Genomic DNA, 19,350 nt, shown 5'->3' on the forward strand with positions numbered 1-19,350 from the left:
CTATCAGGCCGCTATGAATTCAAGACAACAAACCATTTTGCAGTTGGTGAATGACCGCAGGCGCATCAGCGTTGGCGAACTGGCGCGCGCCTCTGGCGTTTCTGAGGTGACGATCCGTCAGGATCTCAATCTGTTAGAAAAACGCAGCTATCTGAAACGCGTTCACGGTTCTGCCGTTGCGCTGGAAAGCGACGACGTTGATGCCCGCATGATGTCCAACTTCACGCTTAAGCAGAAGCTGGCACAATATGCTGCATCGCTGGTCAACGATGGCGAAACCATCTTTATCGAGAGCGGTAGTGCCAACGCCTTACTGGCCCGCTATCTGGCCGAGCGCAAGCGCGTCACGCTGATCACCGTCAGCCATTACATCGCCCATCTGCTGAAAGAGACCGACTGCGATGTGATCGTTCTCGGCGGCATGTTCCAGAAGAAGAGTGAAACCGTGGTCGGCCCGTTAACCCGCATGTGTATCCAGCAGGTGCACTTCAGCAAGGCGTTTATCGGGGTGGATGGCTATCACGCGGAGACCGGCTTCACCGGCCGCGATATGATGCGTGCCGACGTGGTCAATGCGGTATTAGCCAAAGGCGTAGAGAACATAGTGCTGACCGACTCGTCAAAATTCGGCCAGATCCAACCTAATCCATTGGAACCCATGAGCCAGATTGGGCGGGTGATCACCGACTCGCGTATCGCCAACGACTACCAGCAGTTGCTTAAACGCCAGGGTATCAAGTTGGATCTGGTTAACGAATAACAGCTGCGGGGCCCTTCGGCCCCGTGGTGAGATTACTGCCCATAATAGGCATGTGCTCCGTGCTTGCGCAGATAGTGCTTGTCCAACAGGCTCTGCTGCATATTGCCCAGCCCCGGTGCTAACTGACGCGAGAAGATCCCCATATAGGCCAACTCTTCCAACACCACGGCATTATGCACCGCGCCGTCAGCATCTTTGCCCCAGGCAAATGGACCGTGGGAATGTACCAGTACTGCCGGTATCTGAGCGGCATCCAACCCACGCTCTTTGAAGGTTTCGACGATCACCTGCCCGGTCTCCCACTCATAACGGCCGTTGATCTCTTCGTCGCGCATTAGCCTAGTACAGGGAATATCACCATAGAAGTAGTCCGCATGTGTCGTTCCCCACGCGGGGATGGCTAATCCGGCCTGTGCCCAAATGGTGGCATGGCGCGAGTGGGTATGAACGATCCCACCCGCTGCAGCAAAGTTCAGGTACAGCACCCGGTGGGTATCCGTATCGGAAGAAGGCTTTTTACTCCCCTCCACCACCTTGCCGCTCTCCAGTTCCACCACCACCATATCCTCACGGGTCATGGCATCATACTCAACGCCGGAAGGTTTGATCACCATCAGCCCCTGCTGGCGGTCTACGGCGCTGACATTGCCCCAGGTAAAGGTCACCAGATGATGGCGCGGAAGTTGAAGGTTGGCTTCCAGCACCTGTTGTTTTAGTTCGTTGAGCATGATCTTGTCCTTGTGGCTTGGTCTGCGACTATTGTCAGCAGGCATGCCACTGGGCGGTATGGGATAGATCGCTAAAGACCACGTAGATTTCTGCTGGATACACCAAGATGTGTGGCGGCGGATTCGGAATAATCGCCTGCCGACCCGGGCTAAATTAAGACTATTTCCCTATTTATCCCTCGTCAGAGATTTATACTGAAACAAGGCGAAAAAACCGCCCTGATTTTTTATTTGCCCTGTTTTGTGCAATAAATGCCATTTTTTATTTCAAGGTCGTCTGGAAGACAGTCTCAGGCCAGTTTGCTGATTACTGCCTATACTAAAGCTGTGATATGCCAGTAAAGTAGTTCCATATAGCCGATGCTAAGGAGAATTCATTATGATCATTAATCAACGTTTCGCCACCGCCGCTCTGGTAATTACCCTGGCTCTGTCGCTGAGTGCCTGTTCGAACATGTCTAAACGTGACCGTAACACGGCGATTGGTGCCGGTGCAGGTGCGGTAGGCGGAGCAGTGCTGACTAACGGCAGCGCATTGGGGACCATCGGCGGTGCCGCTGTTGGTGGCATCATCGGTCACCAGGTGAGTAAATAAGCCACGGCTTGCTGATACCTCTGCCGATAGGCTGACAAAAGCGTTCACGCTTTGACGTCTAATTGAAAAAAACTTTCAGGTCTATTTTTACGCTTATCATTTCGATGAATGCAGCCGCAGTGACACACTGCGGCATATTTCATTTAGCTGCTCAACCGCCTGCCAGCTTAACCTTCATGCCCTTGGCTTCCAGCAATTGCTTAAGCAGGTCGCGTTTGTCGCCCTGGATCTCGATCACACCATCCTTCACCGAGCCACCACAGCCGCATTTCTTTTTCAGTTCGGCGGCCAGTTTATCCAGTGCCGAATCATCCAGATCGACACCGGTGATCAGGCAAACCCCTTTGCCTTTTCTGCCGCTGGTCTGACGTTGAATACGCACGATGCCGTCGCCTTTGGCGCGCTCTGGCTTGGCTTCTTCCTGCTTGATACGCCCGCTGTCGGTGGAGTACACCAGGCGGCTGTTATCATCATTCATGCTGGGTTCCTTATGCCAGTGAGGCTCGAATAGCACTGAGCGCTGCCGCTGGATCGGCGGATTGCGTAATCGGACGGCCGATCACCATATAATCAACTCCGGCGGCCAGAGCCTGCACCGGCGTCATCACGCGGCGTTGATCGCCTGCGGCACTGCCTTCTGGGCGAATACCAGGGGTAACCAGTTGGAACTGGTTGCCACAGGCAACTTTCAGACGTGAAGCTTCCTGCGCAGAACAAACCACGCCGTCCAGGCCACAGTCTCGCGTCAGGCGAGCCAGTCTTTCCGCCTGCTCTGCCGGGCTGAGTTCGATACCAATGGCGCGCAGATCTTCCGCCTCCATGCTGGTGAGAACGGTGACGGCAATCAATAGCGGTGCATCCGCGCCATAAGGCAGCAGCGCCTCTTTGGCTGCGTTCATCATGCGAGCACCACCGCTGGCATGTACGTTCACCATCCATACGCCCAACTCCGCCGCAGCGGCTACGGCATGCGCCGTGGTGTTAGGAATATCGTGGAATTTCAAATCGAGGAACACCTCAAATCCGCGCTGATGCAGATCGCGCACGATCTCAGGCCCGAACAAGGTGAACATCTCTTTACCCACTTTTAGCCGACAATCTCGCGGATCGATACGGTCGGCAAAGGCCAATGCGGCGGAACGGTCGGCGTAATCCAATGCCACGATGATGGGCGATGATTTTAAGTCATTGTTATTTGAGTTATTTTCAGACTTCATAGCTTCTACCTTGTGTGAAATGGGCGTGATGAGTGAGCCGCCAGCAAAACTGACCGCCGCATTCTACATGCCAGACAGCGGAAATCCCAGTCACGCAACCCGTTGCCGTTACGTAATGTTAACGCAGCGTAGGTCATCGACTGTCAATAACACCTTGCGCCCTTAACCCAAGGTGAGTAAAACGCGGTAAAGAAGCGTAAATTATTAATCAAATAATTTGATTAACATGCTCAAGCCTATCCGATTTCATCCGTTTATAAATGCTTTATCATTCAACACATCGAAAGCGGAAACACTTTCACCCTCAAAACAAAATTGGAGATACTCATGAAAGGCATCAAATATTTTGCAGCAGCTACCGTTCTGGCCCTAACCTCATTTGCCAGCGTTGCCGCTGAGCCAGTCAGCCAGCAACAGGCACAGAACCTGACCGAAGTTGGCGTAGTGTCTGCCGGTGGTGTTACCACGCTGAGCAGCCTGGAAGCCAAGCTGGCGGCCAAAGCCGAAGCCCAAGGCGCTAGCAGCTACCGCATTGTCGCCGCCGGTGGCAACAACATGCTGCACGGCAACGCAGTCATCTATAAATAACTCCGAGCCTCCCTCTAGATTATCTGAACGGGCGCTTCATAAGGCGCCCATCCCCCTACGACACCACAACCCACCTGTTTTTATTCTGGTACCAACTTGCGGCAAACATTCAGTACTAATTGCCGCAGCCAACGATGAGCCGGATCCGCCTCGGCACGTGGGTGCCACAGCTGCGATATCGTAATCAGTCTGGTCGTAACCGGTAGTTCAAAAGCCCAGAGTGTCCCTACGCCCCCCTCAATATTGGCCACAGGTTGATTGATCAGGAATGAGGCAGGCACCAAAGCCACCAGATCGGATTCCTGAGCTACGGCCAAGGCTGCCGGGAAACTCGGCACCACGGCGGCAATGTTGCGCCGCAAACCTAACTCAGCCAATGCTTCGTCTACCGGCCCGTAGGTGCGCTCCCGCCGGGAAGCGACAATATGGCCCAAATCAGCATACTGGCTGGCTGTCACCTCTGGTTCCCGCGTCAGCGGATGCCCCGCTCTTACCACACCAACGAAGCGATCCCTAAACAGCGCCTGTAGGCGTATTTCCGGCCCCATGGTCCCCAAAACACCAATCTCAAGATCGACCAGACCTTCACGCAGAGGCTTTGAGGTTTTCTCTGGCTTTGGCGAAAAACGCAGGCGCACCAAAGGCGCAGCCTTCGCGGATGCCGCAATCAGTGAAGCTCCAAATGCCTCCACAAACCCCTCATTGGCACGAATGTTAAAGGTGCGTTCCAGCGTGGCGAGGTTCAATTCTGTGGCCGATGGGCGTAGCACCGAGCGCGCCGCAAATACGGCATTTTGCGTACGTTCCCGCAGCTCCTCGGCATATGGCGTCAGCACCATGTGGCGGCCGGCACGCACCAACAAGGGATCTTCGGTAACGGTGCGTAGCCGGGTGAGCGTGCGGCTCATGGCCGAAGCGCTTAAACCAAGACGACGCGCAGCACCAGCCACGCTGACTTCAGCGAGCAGCGCATCAAGGGCGATAAGTAAATTGAGATCGGGTTCAGTCATGGCTCATAGTATCCCGGCCAGAAAAATGAGGAAAGCGTAGCGCGTTAGTGCAGCCCACTTATGTTACAAAATTATTAAATTTTTATTACACACTAGACAGATCTGCATGGCTGACTTAGCTTGATGGTAACCTCCCGCGTAAAAGGCAGCAAAATGAGCGAGATATCGACACTAACCATCAAGATCCCTCTGGCACTGAAAGAGCAAATCAAGGCGATTGCCTTGGAGAACCAGCTTTCATTGAGTGCAGAGGTTTGCCAACGGCTGGAACATAGCCTCGAAGTCCCGGCCAAAGCCAGCAAGAAAGCGGCTCCGCTGCATCATGACGATATCGATAATCAGGGTACCGAAGAAGAGGTTGAACAACCTCTTAGCCAGAAAGAGCTGAAGAAGCTGCGTCAACTGCTGAAAGGCGGCGCGAAAAGCAGCAAGAAGAAATAGGGCTAGATGAATTTGTGGGCGATGAGCATTAACTCAGTGCCATGCCCCTCACCATAACCCTCTCCCACAGGGAGAGGGAACCGACCGAGTTGGGATGTAAGTCTAACGATTCTTCATTAGCTCCGGGTGAATCACCTTGGTTCCGAAGAGGCACGAACCAATCAAGAACTCCGGATAGTGAGGTGGGCGGTCGAGTTGGCTGAGATTAACGCCTTACTTCCAAAAAGTAGGGGCTAATAGCGCCCTCTCCCTGTGGGACATCGCTAGAGTTGGCTGATATTACCCCCCTTACTTCCAAAAAAGCAGGGGCTAATAGCTCCCTCTCCCTGTGGGAGAGGGTTGGGGTGAGGGGAAATTATTGTCCGTCCAGCCCGCGTATCGGTTTAACCGAAGACCAGGCCCGGCATGAAGGGCAATGCCAGTAAAGTGAATGGGCAGTAAAGCCGCATTTGTGGCAGCGGTAACGCGGTTTGGTGCGGATCTGCTCGCCCACCATATCCCGTAGCAACAGCAGGCTTTCTTTGGCGCGCCCGTCTTCTGCATCTGCCAGGTGATAATCCATCAGGCGATAAAACACGCGCATGGTCGGATGGCGCTGCAACTGGCGATTGATGTACACCTGCACCACATCGCTCCCTTCCCGCTGCTCGATCACTTCCGCCAGCATCAATTCTGCCGTGGCACCGGTATTCTCCGCCACACAGCGTTTGAGGAAGTCAGCCCACTCTTGCTGTTGTTGAGGCAAGTGCTGGTAGCATTCCTGCAGCATCGGTAACGCTTCGCTGACCAGCTCCTTGTCTTGATCCAATACGCGCGTCAGGGTTTCTACCGCCTTGGCATACTCCTCTTGCGCCATGAAGATACGCCCAACCATGATCGACACGCGGGCGCACTGTTTATCCGCCGAGGCCGCGCGCTTGAGCAGGCCCATCGCCTTGTCCAGATCGTCGCTGCCCATCGCCTGCAGGGCCAGCTCACAATAAAAATGCGCGATCTCGACGCGCTGCTTTTCCTTACCCAGCTTGACCAGCTTTTCTGCCACTTCGATGGCTTTCTGCCAGTCACTGGTGGCCTGATGGATCACCAGTAATTGCTGCAGCGCGGAAACACGAAAGTCTTCTTCATTGATCAACTGGCTGAACATGTCCTCGGCGCGGTCATACAACCCGGCGGCCATATAGTCACGCCCCAGTTGCTGTATCGCCAACAGACGCTGTTCGAAGGTTAGAGAAGCACTTTCCATCAAGGCCTGATGGATGCGGATGGCGCGATCGACTTCACCACGAGAGCGGAAAAGATTGCCCAACGTAAGGTGAGCTTCAACGGTATTACTGTCCTCTTTCAACATGTCGAGAAACAGATCGACCGCTTTATCCTGCTGGTTGGAAAGCAGGAAGTTAACCCCAGCCACGTATTCACGCGACAGGCGGTTGGCTTCCTGTTGTTTATCCTGCTGAGCACTTCTGCGCCCCATGTACCAACCGTACGCGGCAGCTACAGGCAGCAACAGAAACAGCAGCTCTAACATAACAGATTATTCCTTGCTGACTGCGGGCAACGGCGCCGGCTCGACAGGTGCTTCGAGCTGCAGTTCCAGCCTTTTGATTTTCCGCTCTGCGCGCCCAAGAGCGATACGTGTGCGCAGATAAAATAACCCACAAATAACCCAACCCAGCACAAAGCCAGCACCAAACAGGGTGGCTAACAGGGTTGATACCGGATATTCGCCCTGAGCAACCAAATAGTTAAACGTCACCACCTGGTCGTTATGCGCGCCCAGCGTGACTGAAGCCACGAAAATCACTAGAACCAGTAAAAAAATCAGTAAATATTTCACATTCTTTCCCGCAATGCCGAGTGAATCGGATGAACTCTACCCTCAAGGCCACAAACCGGAACCCAATACAGGGTTTGCCGCCCACGGGTAATTGCCGCTAAGTGGCGTCCCTATGACTTAAGTTAGCATTTCCCATCGTAGCAGGGAAACCCTGGCAGACGATAAAACCGTAGATCTGCTGGGATATTCAGCAAGAAATGCAGCGCCTGAGCAAATTAATGAGAAAGCTTCTCAAAATCACGGGTTTGATAAGATATGGGGGCGAAAGGACAGATTGCAATGCAGGGTAAAAACCAGCGTTGATGCGGCCCCGGGTTGGAGCCGCCAAAATGTGACAATGTCACGTAAAAACCGAATGGTTCCCGGTTTTAAATCAGCTGCCGCGCTGTAGGATAATCGGTAATTAACACGTCAATGTATCCCCCTTTCAGCGCACCGCGTATGGCGTTGCTTTTATCGACACCACCAGCCAAAGCAACAACATGCGGGCATTCCCGCACCTGGGTCAGCTCCATGCCGATCACCGGATCTTCTTCTTTACCCAGCACGGGTTCCCCTTGCGCGTTGAAATAATGCAGGCAGATATCCCCAACTGCCCCGCGCTCCGCCAGCGTTTGCAGCATGGCTTCACCGTAGTAGTTACCCGAATTTTTCAGCAACTGTGAAGGTTCGAGATCGCCAATCCCCACGATAGCCACGTCCACTTCGGCAAACTTGCCGACAACTTCGGCCACGTCTTGGCTGGCAACCAGTTTGGCACGTTCCTCCACTGAGTGTTCGATACTCTGGGAAGGGAGCAACCAAGCTGGGCAATCTAGCTGTGCGGCCAGGTTTTGCGTCAGAATGGTCGCCTGTACGTTACCGTTTGGCCCCACCCCCCCCAACAGTTGAATCACGCCCCGCGCCTTGATGCTTTGTGGGTGAAGCTCGTCGACCATCGCACGAATGGTACTGCTCCAGGAAGATATTCCGACCAGATCGTTCACCCGCAATCGAGTTTCCACGTAGTGCGCAGCGGCACGGCCAATGGCGTGTTTGATTTGCGCCCCGGAAGCGGGCTCATCAACGTCTACCACGATCGCCTGACGAATGCCGTATTGCTTCTCGATGGCCTGTTCCAGGGACAGGAAGATATTGGCGGGTTGGATAACGCTGATCTTCACCACCCCTTCTTTCTGACAGCGCGTGATAGAGCGAGAGACAAACGACTGCGATAGGTTCAACAGCCCGGCAATCTCGGATTGCTTCATGCCGTCGACGTAATATAGCGTCGCGATCTTAACTAACAGCCGTTGTTCATCCTGCTTTGACATAGCGCCTCCTGAGTGACCCCCGTATTTTTATTCAAGTTTGAATGAATAACAAGGAAAGTCACTTTTTGTCGATCATTCGAACAATTTGTGATCGGTTTCGCCTTTTCATCATTTCCCTGAATTCCTCATGGACAGACCGATGGATCGGGCATATCGTCACATTGAATAATAAATCATGCTTGAATATATATTCAATGTGGAGATAACAAATGAAATATACCCTACTGAAAACCTCGCTTCTGGCCGTTCTGCTAGCCTCTTCTGCCAGCCTTTACGCCGCGGATAAAGGGCTGATCGCCATCATCACCCCTTCACACGATAATCCGTTCTTCAAAGCCGAAGCGGATGGTGCTGCGGCAAAAGCCAAAGAGCTGGGCTACAGCACTCTGGTGGCATCCCATGATGATGATGTGAACAAGCAAAACCAGCTGATCGAAACCGCTATTGCACGCAAAGCAAAAGCCATCATCCTGGATAATGCGGGAGCCGATGCCACTCTCGGGCCATTAGAGAAAGCCAAAGCGGCTGGCGTGCCCGCTTTTCTGATCGACCGTGAAATCAATAAAACCGGCGTCGCCGTGGCACAGATCGTCTCCAATAACTATCAAGGGGCGCAGTTGGGTGCAGAGAAATTTGCCAAGTTACTCAATGGTAAAGGGAAGTACGTCGAGCTTCTGGGTCGCCAGTCCGATACCAACGCCCACGTGCGCTCCCAGGGATATCACGATGTGTTGGACGATTATCCCGACCTGAAAATGGTGGCGCAGCAAACTGCCAACTGGAGCCAGACCGAAGCCTTCAACCGTATGGAGGCCATCTTGCAGACTCAGCCTGACATTGTCGGCGTCATCTCCGGCAACGACACCATGGCACTGGGTGCAGAAGCCGCGCTGAAAGCCGCCGGTAAAACCAACGTTATCGTAGTGGGGTTTGACGGCAGTGACTATGTCCGCGATTCCATCATTGCTAAAAGCAATATCAAAGCCACCGTTCTGCAACCGGGTTGGCAACAGGCGCAGATGGCGGTCGTGCAGGCAGACTATTTCTTGCAAAACGGTAAAGCGAAGGAGCAGGAAAAACAGCTTATGGACTGCGTCCTCATCGATGAAAACAACGCATCGAAGCTGAAAACCTTCAACCTGACCAAATGATCCCGGAGGGGTTATGTCGTTAAAACAATGGGGTGTTGGACTCTTGTGCTGTAGCACCCTGTTGCTGACTGCCTGCCGGGTGGTCGATCTGGATGAGTCTGGCAACCCTGTAATTCCGCCAGATCCCAACGCGAAAGTCAGTTTCGCTAACCAGACGCCCGCGCAGATAGCGCAACAAACCTGGAACGATCGAGTCATGACTCAAGCACGTAATCATGCCCTTGAGGCCAGTGCCTTAAGTGACCGAGCTACCGGAACGAAAGATGAGAGTGTGTTTGTCAAAGCCCAGAGCAACGTGGAGAAAGTCGATCTCAGCAACGCGCGGGAACATACCCTGACCTTTACGCTGAATAACCAGCCCGTAGTAGTGCAAGTTGGCCCGGTCATGCGTGGCAACGCGATTCGTGACGCCGCAGGCTTTAAGTTCGAAGACTTCACCAACCAGGTGCAGTTTGCCCAGCTTGCCAAAGCCTATAACCGGGAAGCCGCCAAGCAAATGCCTGCCGTCGACGAAAGCTGGCGTCAGAAACCGGTGACTATCCTAATGGCTGTCACGCTCAACAATGGCGCTATCAGTGAAGCTATCGCGCTCGATTTACAACAGGGGGCACCATGATGGAACAAGATCCTATCGTCTTGCGTACCCGAGGTATTTCGATGCTGTTCCCCGGCACGGTGGCGCTAGACAATGTTGATTACAACGTTTGGCGTGGCAAGGTCAACGTCATCATCGGTGAGAACGGTGCCGGCAAATCAACCTTGATGAAGATCCTCGCCGGTGTGCAGCAACCCAGCTTGGGTGAGATCCAGCTAAACGGGGAAACCGTGAAATTTGCCAACACTCGTGAAGCGGCAGCGCTGGGGATCGGTATGGTTCATCAGGAGTTGAACCTGTTTGAAAACCTCTCGGTAGCCGAGAATATTTTTCTTGGCCGAGAACTTCAGCACGGTATCAGCCCCATCGATGAGACCACACAGCAGCTGCGTACCGCTGAGCTATTAACCAGACTTGATCAGCCGATCTCACCGAAAGAGTTGGTCGCCAATCTCAAGGTTGGGCAACAGCAGTTGGTCGAGATTGCCAAAGCGTTGGCCGAAGACGCGGATATTTTGATTCTGGACGAACCGACATCGGCATTAAGCAAAACCGAAGTGGACATTCTGTTTCGCGTTATCCGCGAACTAACCCGCCAGGGCGTGTCGATCATTTATATCTCTCATCGCCTGGAAGAGCTGATGGCGATTGGCGATGTCATCACCATTCTGCGCGACGGCAAGTTTCAAGCCGAGGCCCAGGTCAGTGACATTGACGTGCCGTGGATCGTACGGGAAATGTTGGGCAGTGAACCGGTATCGAGCTTTCTCCAGCCAGGCCGCCAGTTTGGTGCCCCTATTCTTGAAGCGGAACACCTCACCTGCGTCAATGCCGCCGGAAATGCCGTGGTGAACGACGTGAGTTTTCAGGTACGGGCCGGGGAAATTGTCGGCATTTATGGGTTGATGGGCGCCGGGCGCACCGAGCTGTTCGAGTGTCTTCTGGGTACTCAACGCAATTATCTTGGCAAGCTGTGGCTTGACAGCAAGCCGGTTCCAGCCCGCCTCTCCACCGCCGAGCGCATTCGTATGGGGATGAGTCTGGTCCCAGAAGATCGCAAACGTACCGGCATTTTCCCCATCTCTTCGGTCGCCAACAACCTGACCATTGCCAGCTTATGGCGGCGGCTACAGCGCGGTTTGGCCATTTCGCGCGCGGATGAAACCGCCGTTGTAGCGAGCACCATCGGCAACCTGTCGATCAAAGTCTCGTCACCGGAGGTGGAGATCCAGGCGCTGAGCGGTGGCAATCAGCAGAAAGTGGTGATTGGCCGCTCGCTGCTGACTAACCCAAAGTTATTGCTACTGGATGAACCGACACGCGGTATTGATGTGGGCGCCAAAGCCGATGTCTTTCGCATGATGGTGCAACTTTCAGAGCAAGGCATTGCGGTCGTCTTTTCCACCTCGGATCTGAAAGAGATTATGGCGGTGTCAGACCGCATCCTGGTGATGTCCGTAGGTAAAGTAACCGCTGATATCGCCCGTGAACAGGCCGAAGAGTCGGCGTTGGTTTCCGCTAGTGCACAAGGGTTTTAATATGAAAACGAATGATACCATCGCGCTCACCGCCAGGCCGTCTCCGCTATTCGGTTCGCGTGAGAACCTGTTACTCCTGCTGTTGAAACTACGCACCTTTATCGCGCTGTTTCTGATCGTGGGTTTCTTTGCCGCCATGGTACCGGGCTTTCTTGCTGCGGGTAGCATGGTGATCATGATCAAGCACATTGCCATCAACGCCTTCCTGGCGCTGGGCATTACCTTTGTCATTATCACCGCCGGTATCGATCTCTCTATCGGCGCCACACTCGGCCTGTGCGGCATGATCGCGGGTTGGCTAATCACCAAGGGCATTGTCCTGCCGATGTTCGGTATCGCTATTTTCCCCAGCGTCTGGGTGGTTGTTCCGGTGGTGCTGGTGATTGGCGGGCTGATTGGCTCGGTTAACGGCTGGATTATTACCCGTTACAACGTCGCCCCCTTTATCTGCACGCTCGGCACCATGTACATCCTGCGAGGCGCCGCGATGCTGACTTCTGGCGGCGAAACCTTCCCAGGGCTGGCCGGCAATCCTCAGTTGGGTAATACCGGCTTCGATCTCATTGGGTCCGGCACGCTATTCGGTATTCCGTGGGCTATCTGGATCATGATCGTGCTGGCCATTGTCATCGCCTACGTGGCACGCCGTCTGCCTTTTGGCCGGCACGTCTACGCGATAGGAGATAACGAACGAGCCGCCGAGCTTTCCGGTGTCAAAGTGCGGCAGGTCAAAGTCTGGGTTTATACCTTGTCAGGCTTCTGCGCCGCTATCGCCGGGATCGTCGTCTCCGCCCAGTTGGTTGCCAGCCACCCGGCAAATGGGACCGCCTTTGAGATGAATGCCATCGCCGCCGTGGTCCTGGGTGGCACCTCTCTGGCAGGTGGACGAGGCACCATCCTCGGTACGCTGGTCGGCGCCTTTGTCATTGGTTTCCTGGCCGACGGATTGGTGATGATGGGCGTAAGTGAGTTCTGGCAAATGGTGATCAAGGGCATAGTGATCATCGTCGCGGTCATCATTGACCAAATGCAAAACCGTATGCAGCAGAAGGCGGCCGTGGTCGCTCAGAAAACGTTAATGGAAGGTGCTGGAAAGGTGTAGGACGTCACTATGTCTGTTTATCAGCGATTTTTTTTGCCCTTATTGAATATATATTCAATTATGATTTTTAATGCAGAGGTAATACTATGAATCCGTTCTCACTGTCCGTTACGGATCTGGAAAAAACCGCGCGTGCCATCCGTCGGCGCATCATTGTGCTCAATGCCAATAGTCCGGCGGGTGGGCATACCGGAGCCGATTTGTCACAGGTTGAAATTCTGACGGCGCTCTATTTTCGGGTAATGAACTGTTCCCCTGAGCTGGTTAACAGCGATGAGAGGGACATCTACATCCAGTCAAAAGGCCATGCGGCTGGCGGTTATTACTGCGTGCTGGCCGAAGCAGGTTTCATCCCGCCAGAGTGGCTGCCGACCTATCAGCACGCCGATTCGCATCTGCCGGGGCATCCGGTGAAACATAAAACCCCCGGGGTTGAGTTGAACACCGGAGCCCTGGGGCATGGCTTACCCGTCGCGGTAGGTATCGCTTTGGCAGCAAAACGTAGCAACAGCAAGCGCCGGGTCTTTGTGGTCACCGGTGATGGTGAACTGGCCGAAGGTAGCAACTGGGAGGCCGCGCTGGTCGCCGCCCACTATCAGCTCGACAACCTGATTATCATCAATGATAAAAACAATCTGCAACTAGCGGGCGCGACCAAAGACATCCTCAATACCGATCCACTGGATGAGAAATGGCGGGCGTTTGGTCTGGCTGTGACGCAATGCCGTGGTAACGACATGCAGGACGTAGTCACTACGCTGGAAGGATTACAACCCCAGGGGAAACCCCAGGTCGTGATCGCCAATACCACCAAAGGCGCGGGCATCTCCTTTATACAGGGGCGCGCAGAATGGCATCACCGGATACCTAAAGGTGACGAAGTAGAACTGGCCCTGGAGGAACTGAAAGATGAGTAATAGCGAACACCTGGCCACCGTGATGGTGAATGCCTTTATAGACGCCGTTAACCGCGGCATAGATCTGGTACCGGTAGTGGCAGACTCAACCTCTACGGCAAAAATATCGCCGTTTGTGAAACAGTTTCCCGACAGATTGGTTAACGTTGGTATTGCAGAGCAGACACTTGTCGGCACGGCTGTCGGTCTGTCTATGGGCGGTAAAATTGCCGTTACCTGCAACGCTGCCCCCTTCCTGATTTCACGGGCTAACGAGCAGATCAAAGTGGATGTTTGCTACAACAACAGCAACGTCAAACTGTTCGGGCTTAATTCTGGGGCCAGCTATGGCCCGCTGGCCAGTACCCATCACAGTATTGATGACATTGCCGTGTTGCGCGGTTTCGGCAACATCGAGATTTATGCCCCTTCCTGCCCGGTGGAATGCCGTCAGATCATTGACTACGCTTTGCAACATGTCGGGCCGGTGTATATCCGCCTTGATGGTAAGGCTCTGCCTGAGTTACACGACGAGAATTATCATTTTACGCCAGGTGCCATCGACGTGTTGCGCGAGGGTGCGGACGTTGCGTTGGTGGCCATGGGCTCAACGGTGTATGAAATCGTCAACGCCGCTGCACAGCTTGCCGACCGTGGCATTAGCGCAGCCGTGATTAACGTCCCCTCCATCCGCCCTTGTGACACCGCACAGCTTTTGGCCATCCTGCAAAAATCCCGCCACGTCATTACCGTTGAAGAGCACAACATCAACGGCGGTGTCGGGAGCCTGGTGGCTGAAGTGCTGGCAGAAGCGGGCTGCGCGATACCCCTGATCAGGCTTGGTATCGCTGACGGTGGCTACGCTATTGCCGCAGGCCGCGAGGATATGCGAGCCCATCACGGTATTGATGCGGCAAGTGTGATACGAAACGCAACGGCGCTTTGTAAAGGAGCATAACCATGTCCAGCCCGATTATTCTGGCTATTGATGAAGGTACTACTAATGCCAAGGTGGTCGCGGTAGATCGCCATGGGCAGATAGTCGCCCGTTGTAGCGTGGGTGTGGCGATGAACCATCCACTCCCGGGCCTGGCCGAACAGGATCCGCTAGCCATCTGGCAAGCCGTTTGCCAAGCACTTGGGGGTTGCCTGCGACAGTTGGGCACGGTGACGGTAGCCGGGATCGCCATCAGTAACCAGCGTGAATCCGTGCTGGTATGGCAGCGTTTGGACGGCAAGCCGCTGACGCCCGTCGTCAGTTGGCAGGACCGGCGATCGGAAACCTATTGTCGAACACTGTGCTCTCAGGGTTACAGTGAACTGATCACTCGGCTTACCGGTTTGCCTGTAGACCCTCTGTTCCCGGCCGCCAAGATCCGAGCCTTGTTAGCGGGGATCCCCGACGGTATGCGGCGGGCTGAGCAGGGTGAGCTATGCATAGGTACTCTCGACAGTTGGCTGAACTGGCAGCTAACCGCTGGCCGTTCGTTTACCACCGACTACTCCAATGCAGCCCGTACCCAGTTGTTCAATATTTATCGAGCCCAATGGGATAATGAACTGCTGGCCCTGTTTGGTATACCGCAAGCCGCATTGGCACAGGTCCGCCCTTCTTCCTCTCTCCACGGCGAAGTGCAGACTGCCGACATTGCGGGATTACCGGTTGGTACCCCCATCCTGGCGCTGATTGGTGACTCTCACGCCGCGCTTTACGCGCAACAAAACGCCTGTGGCCAGGTGGTAAAAGCCACTTATGGCACCGGTTCATCGTTAATGTACTCATTAGCCGAACCGGTCAATCGTGATACCCCGCTAAGCACCACCCTAGCCTGGCACGACGGCAGGCTGAATTACGCGCTGGAGGGCAACATTACCCATACCGGCTCGGGTGCGGCCTGGTTAGGGGGAATGTTAGGCGTCAACGATCCGCTGCAATTAACGGCCATGGCGCAATCGGTGGAAAACAACCAAGGCGTGTATTACGTCCCGGCCCTCTCTGGGTTAGGGGCACCTTGGTGGGATATCCAGGCACGTGGCATGGTTTGTGGCCTGACGGATGCTGCCACGCCCGCCGTATTGGCCCGTGCAGCACTGGAATCCATGGTGTACCAAATTGCCGACGTCTTTTTCGCCATGGAAAAAACCTGTGGCAAACAGCTCGCTACCTTGAGTGTTGACGGTAGCGCCACCAAAAACCGCTGGTTGATGCAACTACAGGCCGATGTTTTGCAACGTCCATTGGTCATTCACTCCGCCGCCGAGGTTTCCGCTCTGGGAGCTTCACTGTTGGCGGGGAAATTCATCGGCTGGTGGCAAGACGGGGAAACCTTGATGGAACTGGCAAGTGGTGGCGAACGTCTGCACCCTCAAAGCGGTCGGCAACAAACCATGCAAGACAACTATAAACAGTGGCTAGAAGCCGTGGCGCGCTGCCGCTTTCAGCCCAAATAACCTGATATTGGAGTGATGTCATGTCTCGTATTCCACAACAATTAACGTTTGGCGTAATCATTGGCAACCGTGGGTTTTTCCCGAGTTATTTAGTCGCAGAGGCTCGCGAACAGGCTGAAGCCCTGTTCTCCCGCCAGGGGATCAACACCATCATGTTAACCGACGGACAGACGCATCTGGGAGGTGTAGAAACCCGCCAGGATGCCAAAGTCTGTGCCGAACTTTTCCGCCAGCATCGCGATGCTATCCACGGAGTGGTTATCCTGCTACCCAACTTCGGCGATGAAAAGGCCGTCGCGGAAACCCTGCGTTTATCCGGTCTGGACGTTCCGGTGTTAATCCACGCGCAAGAAGATAATCTTGATAAGATGGGCCTGGCGACCCGCCGCGATAGCTTCTGCGGCAAGATCTCACTGTGCAACAACCTGCGCCAATACGGCATTCCCTTTACGCTAACCACACAACATGTCTGCGCATTGAATAGCGAGATTTTTGCCGCCGATCTGCAACGTTTCGCTCAGATCTGCCGCGTCGTGAAATCCATGCAAGGCGTGCGCATCGGCGCGATAGGCGCACGTCCTGCCAGCTTTAATACCGTCCGCTACAGCGAAAAGCTGCTGGAGAAGATGGGCGTGGCGGTAGAAACCCTCGATCTGTCTGAAATATTCACCCGCATTAAGCACATCAGTGACAGCGATCTGCGAGTACAGGAAAAACTCGGGCTGTTGGTGGAGAACGCGGACGCCAAAGACATTCCCAGCGACAAGCTCAACACCATGGCCAAATTGTTCGTGGTGATCAGCGAATGGGTGGCGGCGAATGATATTGATACCACCGCAATCCAGTGCTGGACCTCGTTGCAGGAAAATCTGGGGATCAACGTTTGTTCGATCATGAGCGTGATGTCCGGGCAGTTAATGCCTAGCGCCTGTGAAGTGGATGTCATGGGCGCACTTTCCATGTACGCGTTGGCCAGTGCTTCGTTGAATCCGGCCTCAATTGCCGACTGGAACAATAACTTCGGCGACGACCGTAACAAATGTGTGCTGTTCCACTGCGGTAACTTTGCCAGCAGCAGCCTTGAATCACCGGCGATGGGCACCGCCGATATCATCGGCACCACGGTCGGTAAAGAAAATACCTGTGGTGCCGTGCATGGCAGGATGAAAAGCGGCCCGCTCACCTATTTCCGTCTGTCATCCGATGATTTTACCGGCGAAGTCAAAGCCTACGTGGGCGAAGGCCAATCGGTGGACGATCCTCTCGATACCGTAGGCTGTCGTGCCGTTATTGAAGTACCGCATCTCGAAAATCTGCTGGCGTGGATCTGCAACAATGGTTTTGAACATCATGTGGCAATGAATCATTCGGCAACCGGTGCGGTGCTATATGAGGCATTCAACAAATATCTGGGCGTAAATTGTTATCAGCATCGCTAATCAGGTAATCAATACCGGTGCCTGAATACAGGCACCGTGCGAATTACTGCTCGCGTTCCCGCTCGCTGATTTCCTGCTGCTCCTGCGGTGGAATGGTGAGTGGCCCAAACCAACGCTGAGTCAGCCAACTGGCCAGGGTAACCAGCAACCAGCTAATGGCAATTGCCATCGCCAGATCCCGCGGCCAATGCATGCCTAGCATCAGGCGGCTCGCCATCACGCCAAACGCCCAAATCATCAACACCGCTACGGTTTTATAATGCCGCCTCGGCCACAACAGCCCGACCCCCAGCAATGCCCACATAGCGGCAAACATCGTGTGGCCTGAAGGGAACGAGAAGCCGGTTTCAAACTGCCAGTGTTTACTCAACCACTCAGGTACCAGCGCCTGGTCCAGCAACTGCTCTTTGACCAGCGCGCTACGCTGCTTCCTGTCCAGCGAGTAGAAGTATTTTTCATCAATCTGATGGGTCGATTCCAGCCACACGACAAACGGCCGCGGTGCCTGTACCTGCTCTTTGATGGAAGATTTGATCGCCTGCCCAATCCCGATTGCCGCAGACAACAGGATGAACAGCCCTACCGCCGCTTTCAGCCGAAAGCGCAGACACCACAGAAACCAGGCCGACAGGATCAGGCTGGTGAGAATACCCCAGGGCGCAGTGACGGTTTCCGTTACCCAGAACAGCGCTTTTAACAGGCCGTCATTACCACCGGGTTGCCAGCGCCAGCCAAAAAGCCAGACCGCCAGCGGCAACAACATCAGCACAATCGCTCCGCCCGCCGTGCGTTTTGCTATCTTTAACATCCCATTATCCTTCCGCTGTGGTTAACCCGCAGTGTAACAATCTTGCGAACTCAGCAAAACAAGAGAAATTAGATAGATAACTGACCTATTGCAACAATAGGAGCGGTAAAACACCATATGCTGCTTTGCTGAGCACCGCTCGGCCACAAGTTATGGCAAAATAGCTGACAATGAATGAAATAGCGATCGTCGCCGTCTGTTTTAATGCTGGTCAGTCCCCTGTTCCAGTCGTAGGATGCACGCAGCGATTTGACAGGTAGTGTTTTTGGAGAGTGACATGCAGCTTAAACGTGTGGCGGAAGCCAAACTGCCAACACCATGGGGCGATTTTCTGATGGTGGGGTTCGAAGAACTGGCCACCGGGCAGGATCATCTGGCACTGGTTTTCGGCGATATTACCGGCGAAACACCGGTCCTCTCACGGGTTCATTCCGAATGTCTGACCGGTGATGCGCTGTTCAGCCTGCGCTGTGACTGCGGTTTCCAACTGGAAGCCGCGTTGGAACAGATCGCCGAGGAAGGCCGTGGCATTCTGCTGTATCACCGCCAGGAAGGCCGTAATATCGGTCTGTTGAACAAGATACGCGCCTATGCCTTGCAGGATAAAGGGGCGGACACGGTGGAAGCCAACCATCAGCTGGGCTTTGCCGCCGATGAGCGAGACTTCACCCTGTGCGCCGATATGTTCAAACTGCTGGGGGTGGATGCGGTGCGCCTGCTGACCAATAACCCGAAGAAGGTCGAGATCCTGAGCGAAGCGGGCATCAATATCTCCGAGCGCGTGCCATTGATCGTTGGCCGTAACCCGAAAAACGAGCGTTATCTGGCCACCAAGGCCGCTAAAATGGGCCACTTGCTGGACAAAAAATAACAACAAGGGC

21 protein-coding genes are annotated in these 19,350 nt (G+C 54.3%); 13 read left to right on the forward strand and 8 right to left on the reverse strand.

All coding sequences use genetic code 11. The features are described 5' to 3' along the window. The first annotated feature begins 13 nt into the window (after positions 1 to 13). Positions 14 to 760: a DeoR/GlpR family DNA-binding transcription regulator gene (locus AC6HVW_RS13600; RefSeq protein WP_037376111.1), complete on the forward strand. Its 747-nt coding sequence runs from the start codon at positions 14 to 16 to the stop codon at positions 758 to 760. A 32-nt stretch (positions 761 to 792) separates the two neighbouring features. Here the strand turns inward: AC6HVW_RS13600 and araD are convergent, their stop codons facing one another. Next, positions 793 to 1,488 carry an L-ribulose-5-phosphate 4-epimerase gene (gene araD, locus AC6HVW_RS13605; RefSeq protein WP_059200935.1) on the reverse strand — a complete coding sequence of 232 codons (696 nt, stop codon included), beginning with the start codon at positions 1,486 to 1,488 and terminating at the stop codon, positions 793 to 795. 376 nt (positions 1,489 to 1,864) lie between these two features. Here araD and osmB point away from each other — a divergent pair, with 376 nt between their 5' ends. Next, positions 1,865 to 2,083, forward strand: coding sequence for an osmotically-inducible lipoprotein OsmB (gene osmB, locus AC6HVW_RS13610; protein ID WP_071683428.1), 219 nt, complete (start codon positions 1,865 to 1,867; stop codon positions 2,081 to 2,083). A 151-nt stretch (positions 2,084 to 2,234) separates the two neighbouring features. Here osmB and yciH read toward each other — a convergent pair whose 3' ends face one another. Beyond that, entirely contained in the window at positions 2,235 to 2,561 is a 327-nt protein-coding gene (yciH, locus tag AC6HVW_RS13615) for a stress response translation initiation inhibitor YciH (RefSeq protein WP_071683427.1), read from the reverse strand. 10 nt (positions 2,562 to 2,571) lie between these two features. After that, positions 2,572 to 3,300, reverse strand: coding sequence for an orotidine-5'-phosphate decarboxylase (pyrF, locus tag AC6HVW_RS13620; RefSeq protein WP_071683426.1), 729 nt, complete (start codon positions 3,298 to 3,300; stop codon positions 2,572 to 2,574). 327 nt (positions 3,301 to 3,627) lie between these two features. On the opposite strand from pyrF, the gene bhsA reads away from it, so the two are divergent. Then, entirely contained in the window at positions 3,628 to 3,888 is a 261-nt protein-coding gene (gene bhsA, locus AC6HVW_RS13625) for a multiple stress resistance protein BhsA (protein ID WP_071683425.1), read from the forward strand. Between the two features lie 80 nt (positions 3,889 to 3,968). On the opposite strand, the gene AC6HVW_RS13630 is transcribed toward bhsA, so the two are convergent. Beyond that, on the reverse strand, positions 3,969 to 4,898 hold the full coding sequence (locus tag AC6HVW_RS13630) for a LysR family transcriptional regulator (protein WP_071683424.1): 930 nt from the start codon (positions 4,896 to 4,898) through the stop codon (positions 3,969 to 3,971). Positions 4,899 to 5,051: 153 nt separating this feature from the next. Here AC6HVW_RS13630 and AC6HVW_RS13635 point away from each other — a divergent pair, with 153 nt between their 5' ends. Next, complete coding sequence (locus tag AC6HVW_RS13635) at positions 5,052 to 5,339, forward strand: Arc family DNA-binding protein (protein WP_071683423.1); 288 nt, start codon at positions 5,052 to 5,054, stop codon at positions 5,337 to 5,339. Between the two features lie 355 nt (positions 5,340 to 5,694). Here AC6HVW_RS13635 and lapB read toward each other — a convergent pair whose 3' ends face one another. From lapB to AC6HVW_RS13650, 3 genes are all read right to left on the reverse strand, one after another. Next, a complete protein-coding gene (gene lapB / locus AC6HVW_RS13640) occupies positions 5,695 to 6,867 on the reverse strand; it encodes a lipopolysaccharide assembly protein LapB (protein WP_071683422.1) in 1,173 nt (390 codons plus the stop codon). 6 nt (positions 6,868 to 6,873) lie between these two features. After that, positions 6,874 to 7,176 carry a LapA family protein gene (locus tag AC6HVW_RS13645; RefSeq protein WP_071683421.1) on the reverse strand — a complete coding sequence of 101 codons (303 nt, stop codon included), beginning with the start codon at positions 7,174 to 7,176 and terminating at the stop codon, positions 6,874 to 6,876. A gap of 368 nt (positions 7,177 to 7,544) precedes the next feature. Further along, positions 7,545 to 8,489: a sugar-binding transcriptional regulator gene (locus tag AC6HVW_RS13650; RefSeq protein WP_071683420.1), complete on the reverse strand. Its 945-nt coding sequence runs from the start codon at positions 8,487 to 8,489 to the stop codon at positions 7,545 to 7,547. Positions 8,490 to 8,698: 209 nt separating this feature from the next. Here AC6HVW_RS13650 and AC6HVW_RS13655 point away from each other — a divergent pair, with 209 nt between their 5' ends. The 8 genes from AC6HVW_RS13655 to AC6HVW_RS13690 all read left to right on the forward strand — a co-directional run bounded on the left by AC6HVW_RS13655 (position 8,699) and on the right by AC6HVW_RS13690 (position 17,661). Beyond that, the gene (locus tag AC6HVW_RS13655) at positions 8,699 to 9,640 is read left to right on the forward strand and encodes a D-ribose ABC transporter substrate-binding protein (protein ID WP_071683419.1); all 942 of its coding nucleotides are present in this window, start codon (positions 8,699 to 8,701) and stop codon (positions 9,638 to 9,640) included. Positions 9,641 to 9,653: 13 nt separating this feature from the next. Continuing rightward, positions 9,654 to 10,256: a DUF2291 family protein gene (locus AC6HVW_RS13660; RefSeq protein ID WP_071683418.1), complete on the forward strand. Its 603-nt coding sequence runs from the start codon at positions 9,654 to 9,656 to the stop codon at positions 10,254 to 10,256. Continuing rightward, on the forward strand, positions 10,256 to 11,773 hold the full coding sequence (locus AC6HVW_RS13665; RefSeq protein WP_175415659.1) for a sugar ABC transporter ATP-binding protein: 1,518 nt from the start codon (positions 10,256 to 10,258) through the stop codon (positions 11,771 to 11,773). The genes AC6HVW_RS13660 and AC6HVW_RS13665 overlap by 1 nt, the downstream gene beginning before the upstream one ends. A gap of 1 nt (position 11,774) precedes the next feature. Continuing rightward, positions 11,775 to 12,875 (forward strand): ABC transporter permease, encoded by a 1,101-nt coding sequence (locus tag AC6HVW_RS13670; RefSeq protein WP_071683417.1) that lies wholly within the window; start codon positions 11,775 to 11,777, stop codon positions 12,873 to 12,875. Positions 12,876 to 12,961: 86 nt separating this feature from the next. Continuing rightward, complete coding sequence (locus AC6HVW_RS13675; protein ID WP_024486496.1) at positions 12,962 to 13,792, forward strand: transketolase; 831 nt, start codon at positions 12,962 to 12,964, stop codon at positions 13,790 to 13,792. Continuing rightward, on the forward strand, positions 13,785 to 14,729 hold the full coding sequence (locus AC6HVW_RS13680; protein WP_071683416.1) for a transketolase family protein: 945 nt from the start codon (positions 13,785 to 13,787) through the stop codon (positions 14,727 to 14,729). Before AC6HVW_RS13675 ends, AC6HVW_RS13680 begins: the two co-directional genes overlap by 8 nt. A 2-nt stretch (positions 14,730 to 14,731) precedes the next feature. Beyond that, on the forward strand, positions 14,732 to 16,222 hold the full coding sequence (locus tag AC6HVW_RS13685; protein ID WP_497569484.1) for an FGGY family carbohydrate kinase: 1,491 nt from the start codon (positions 14,732 to 14,734) through the stop codon (positions 16,220 to 16,222). Between the two features lie 20 nt (positions 16,223 to 16,242). Beyond that, the gene (locus AC6HVW_RS13690; RefSeq protein WP_071683414.1) at positions 16,243 to 17,661 is read left to right on the forward strand and encodes an L-fucose/L-arabinose isomerase family protein; all 1,419 of its coding nucleotides are present in this window, start codon (positions 16,243 to 16,245) and stop codon (positions 17,659 to 17,661) included. A 43-nt stretch (positions 17,662 to 17,704) separates the two neighbouring features. On the opposite strand, the gene pgpB is transcribed toward AC6HVW_RS13690, so the two are convergent. Then, positions 17,705 to 18,469: a phosphatidylglycerophosphatase B gene (gene pgpB, locus AC6HVW_RS13695; protein WP_071683413.1), complete on the reverse strand. Its 765-nt coding sequence runs from the start codon at positions 18,467 to 18,469 to the stop codon at positions 17,705 to 17,707. Positions 18,470 to 18,746: 277 nt separating this feature from the next. Here pgpB and ribA point away from each other — a divergent pair, with 277 nt between their 5' ends. After that, a complete protein-coding gene (gene ribA / locus AC6HVW_RS13700) occupies positions 18,747 to 19,340 on the forward strand; it encodes a GTP cyclohydrolase II (RefSeq protein WP_024486958.1) in 594 nt (197 codons plus the stop codon). Positions 19,341 to 19,350: the final 10 nt, after the last annotated feature.

The sequence above is a fragment of the Serratia sp. NCCP-200 genome, assembly GCF_059697885.1.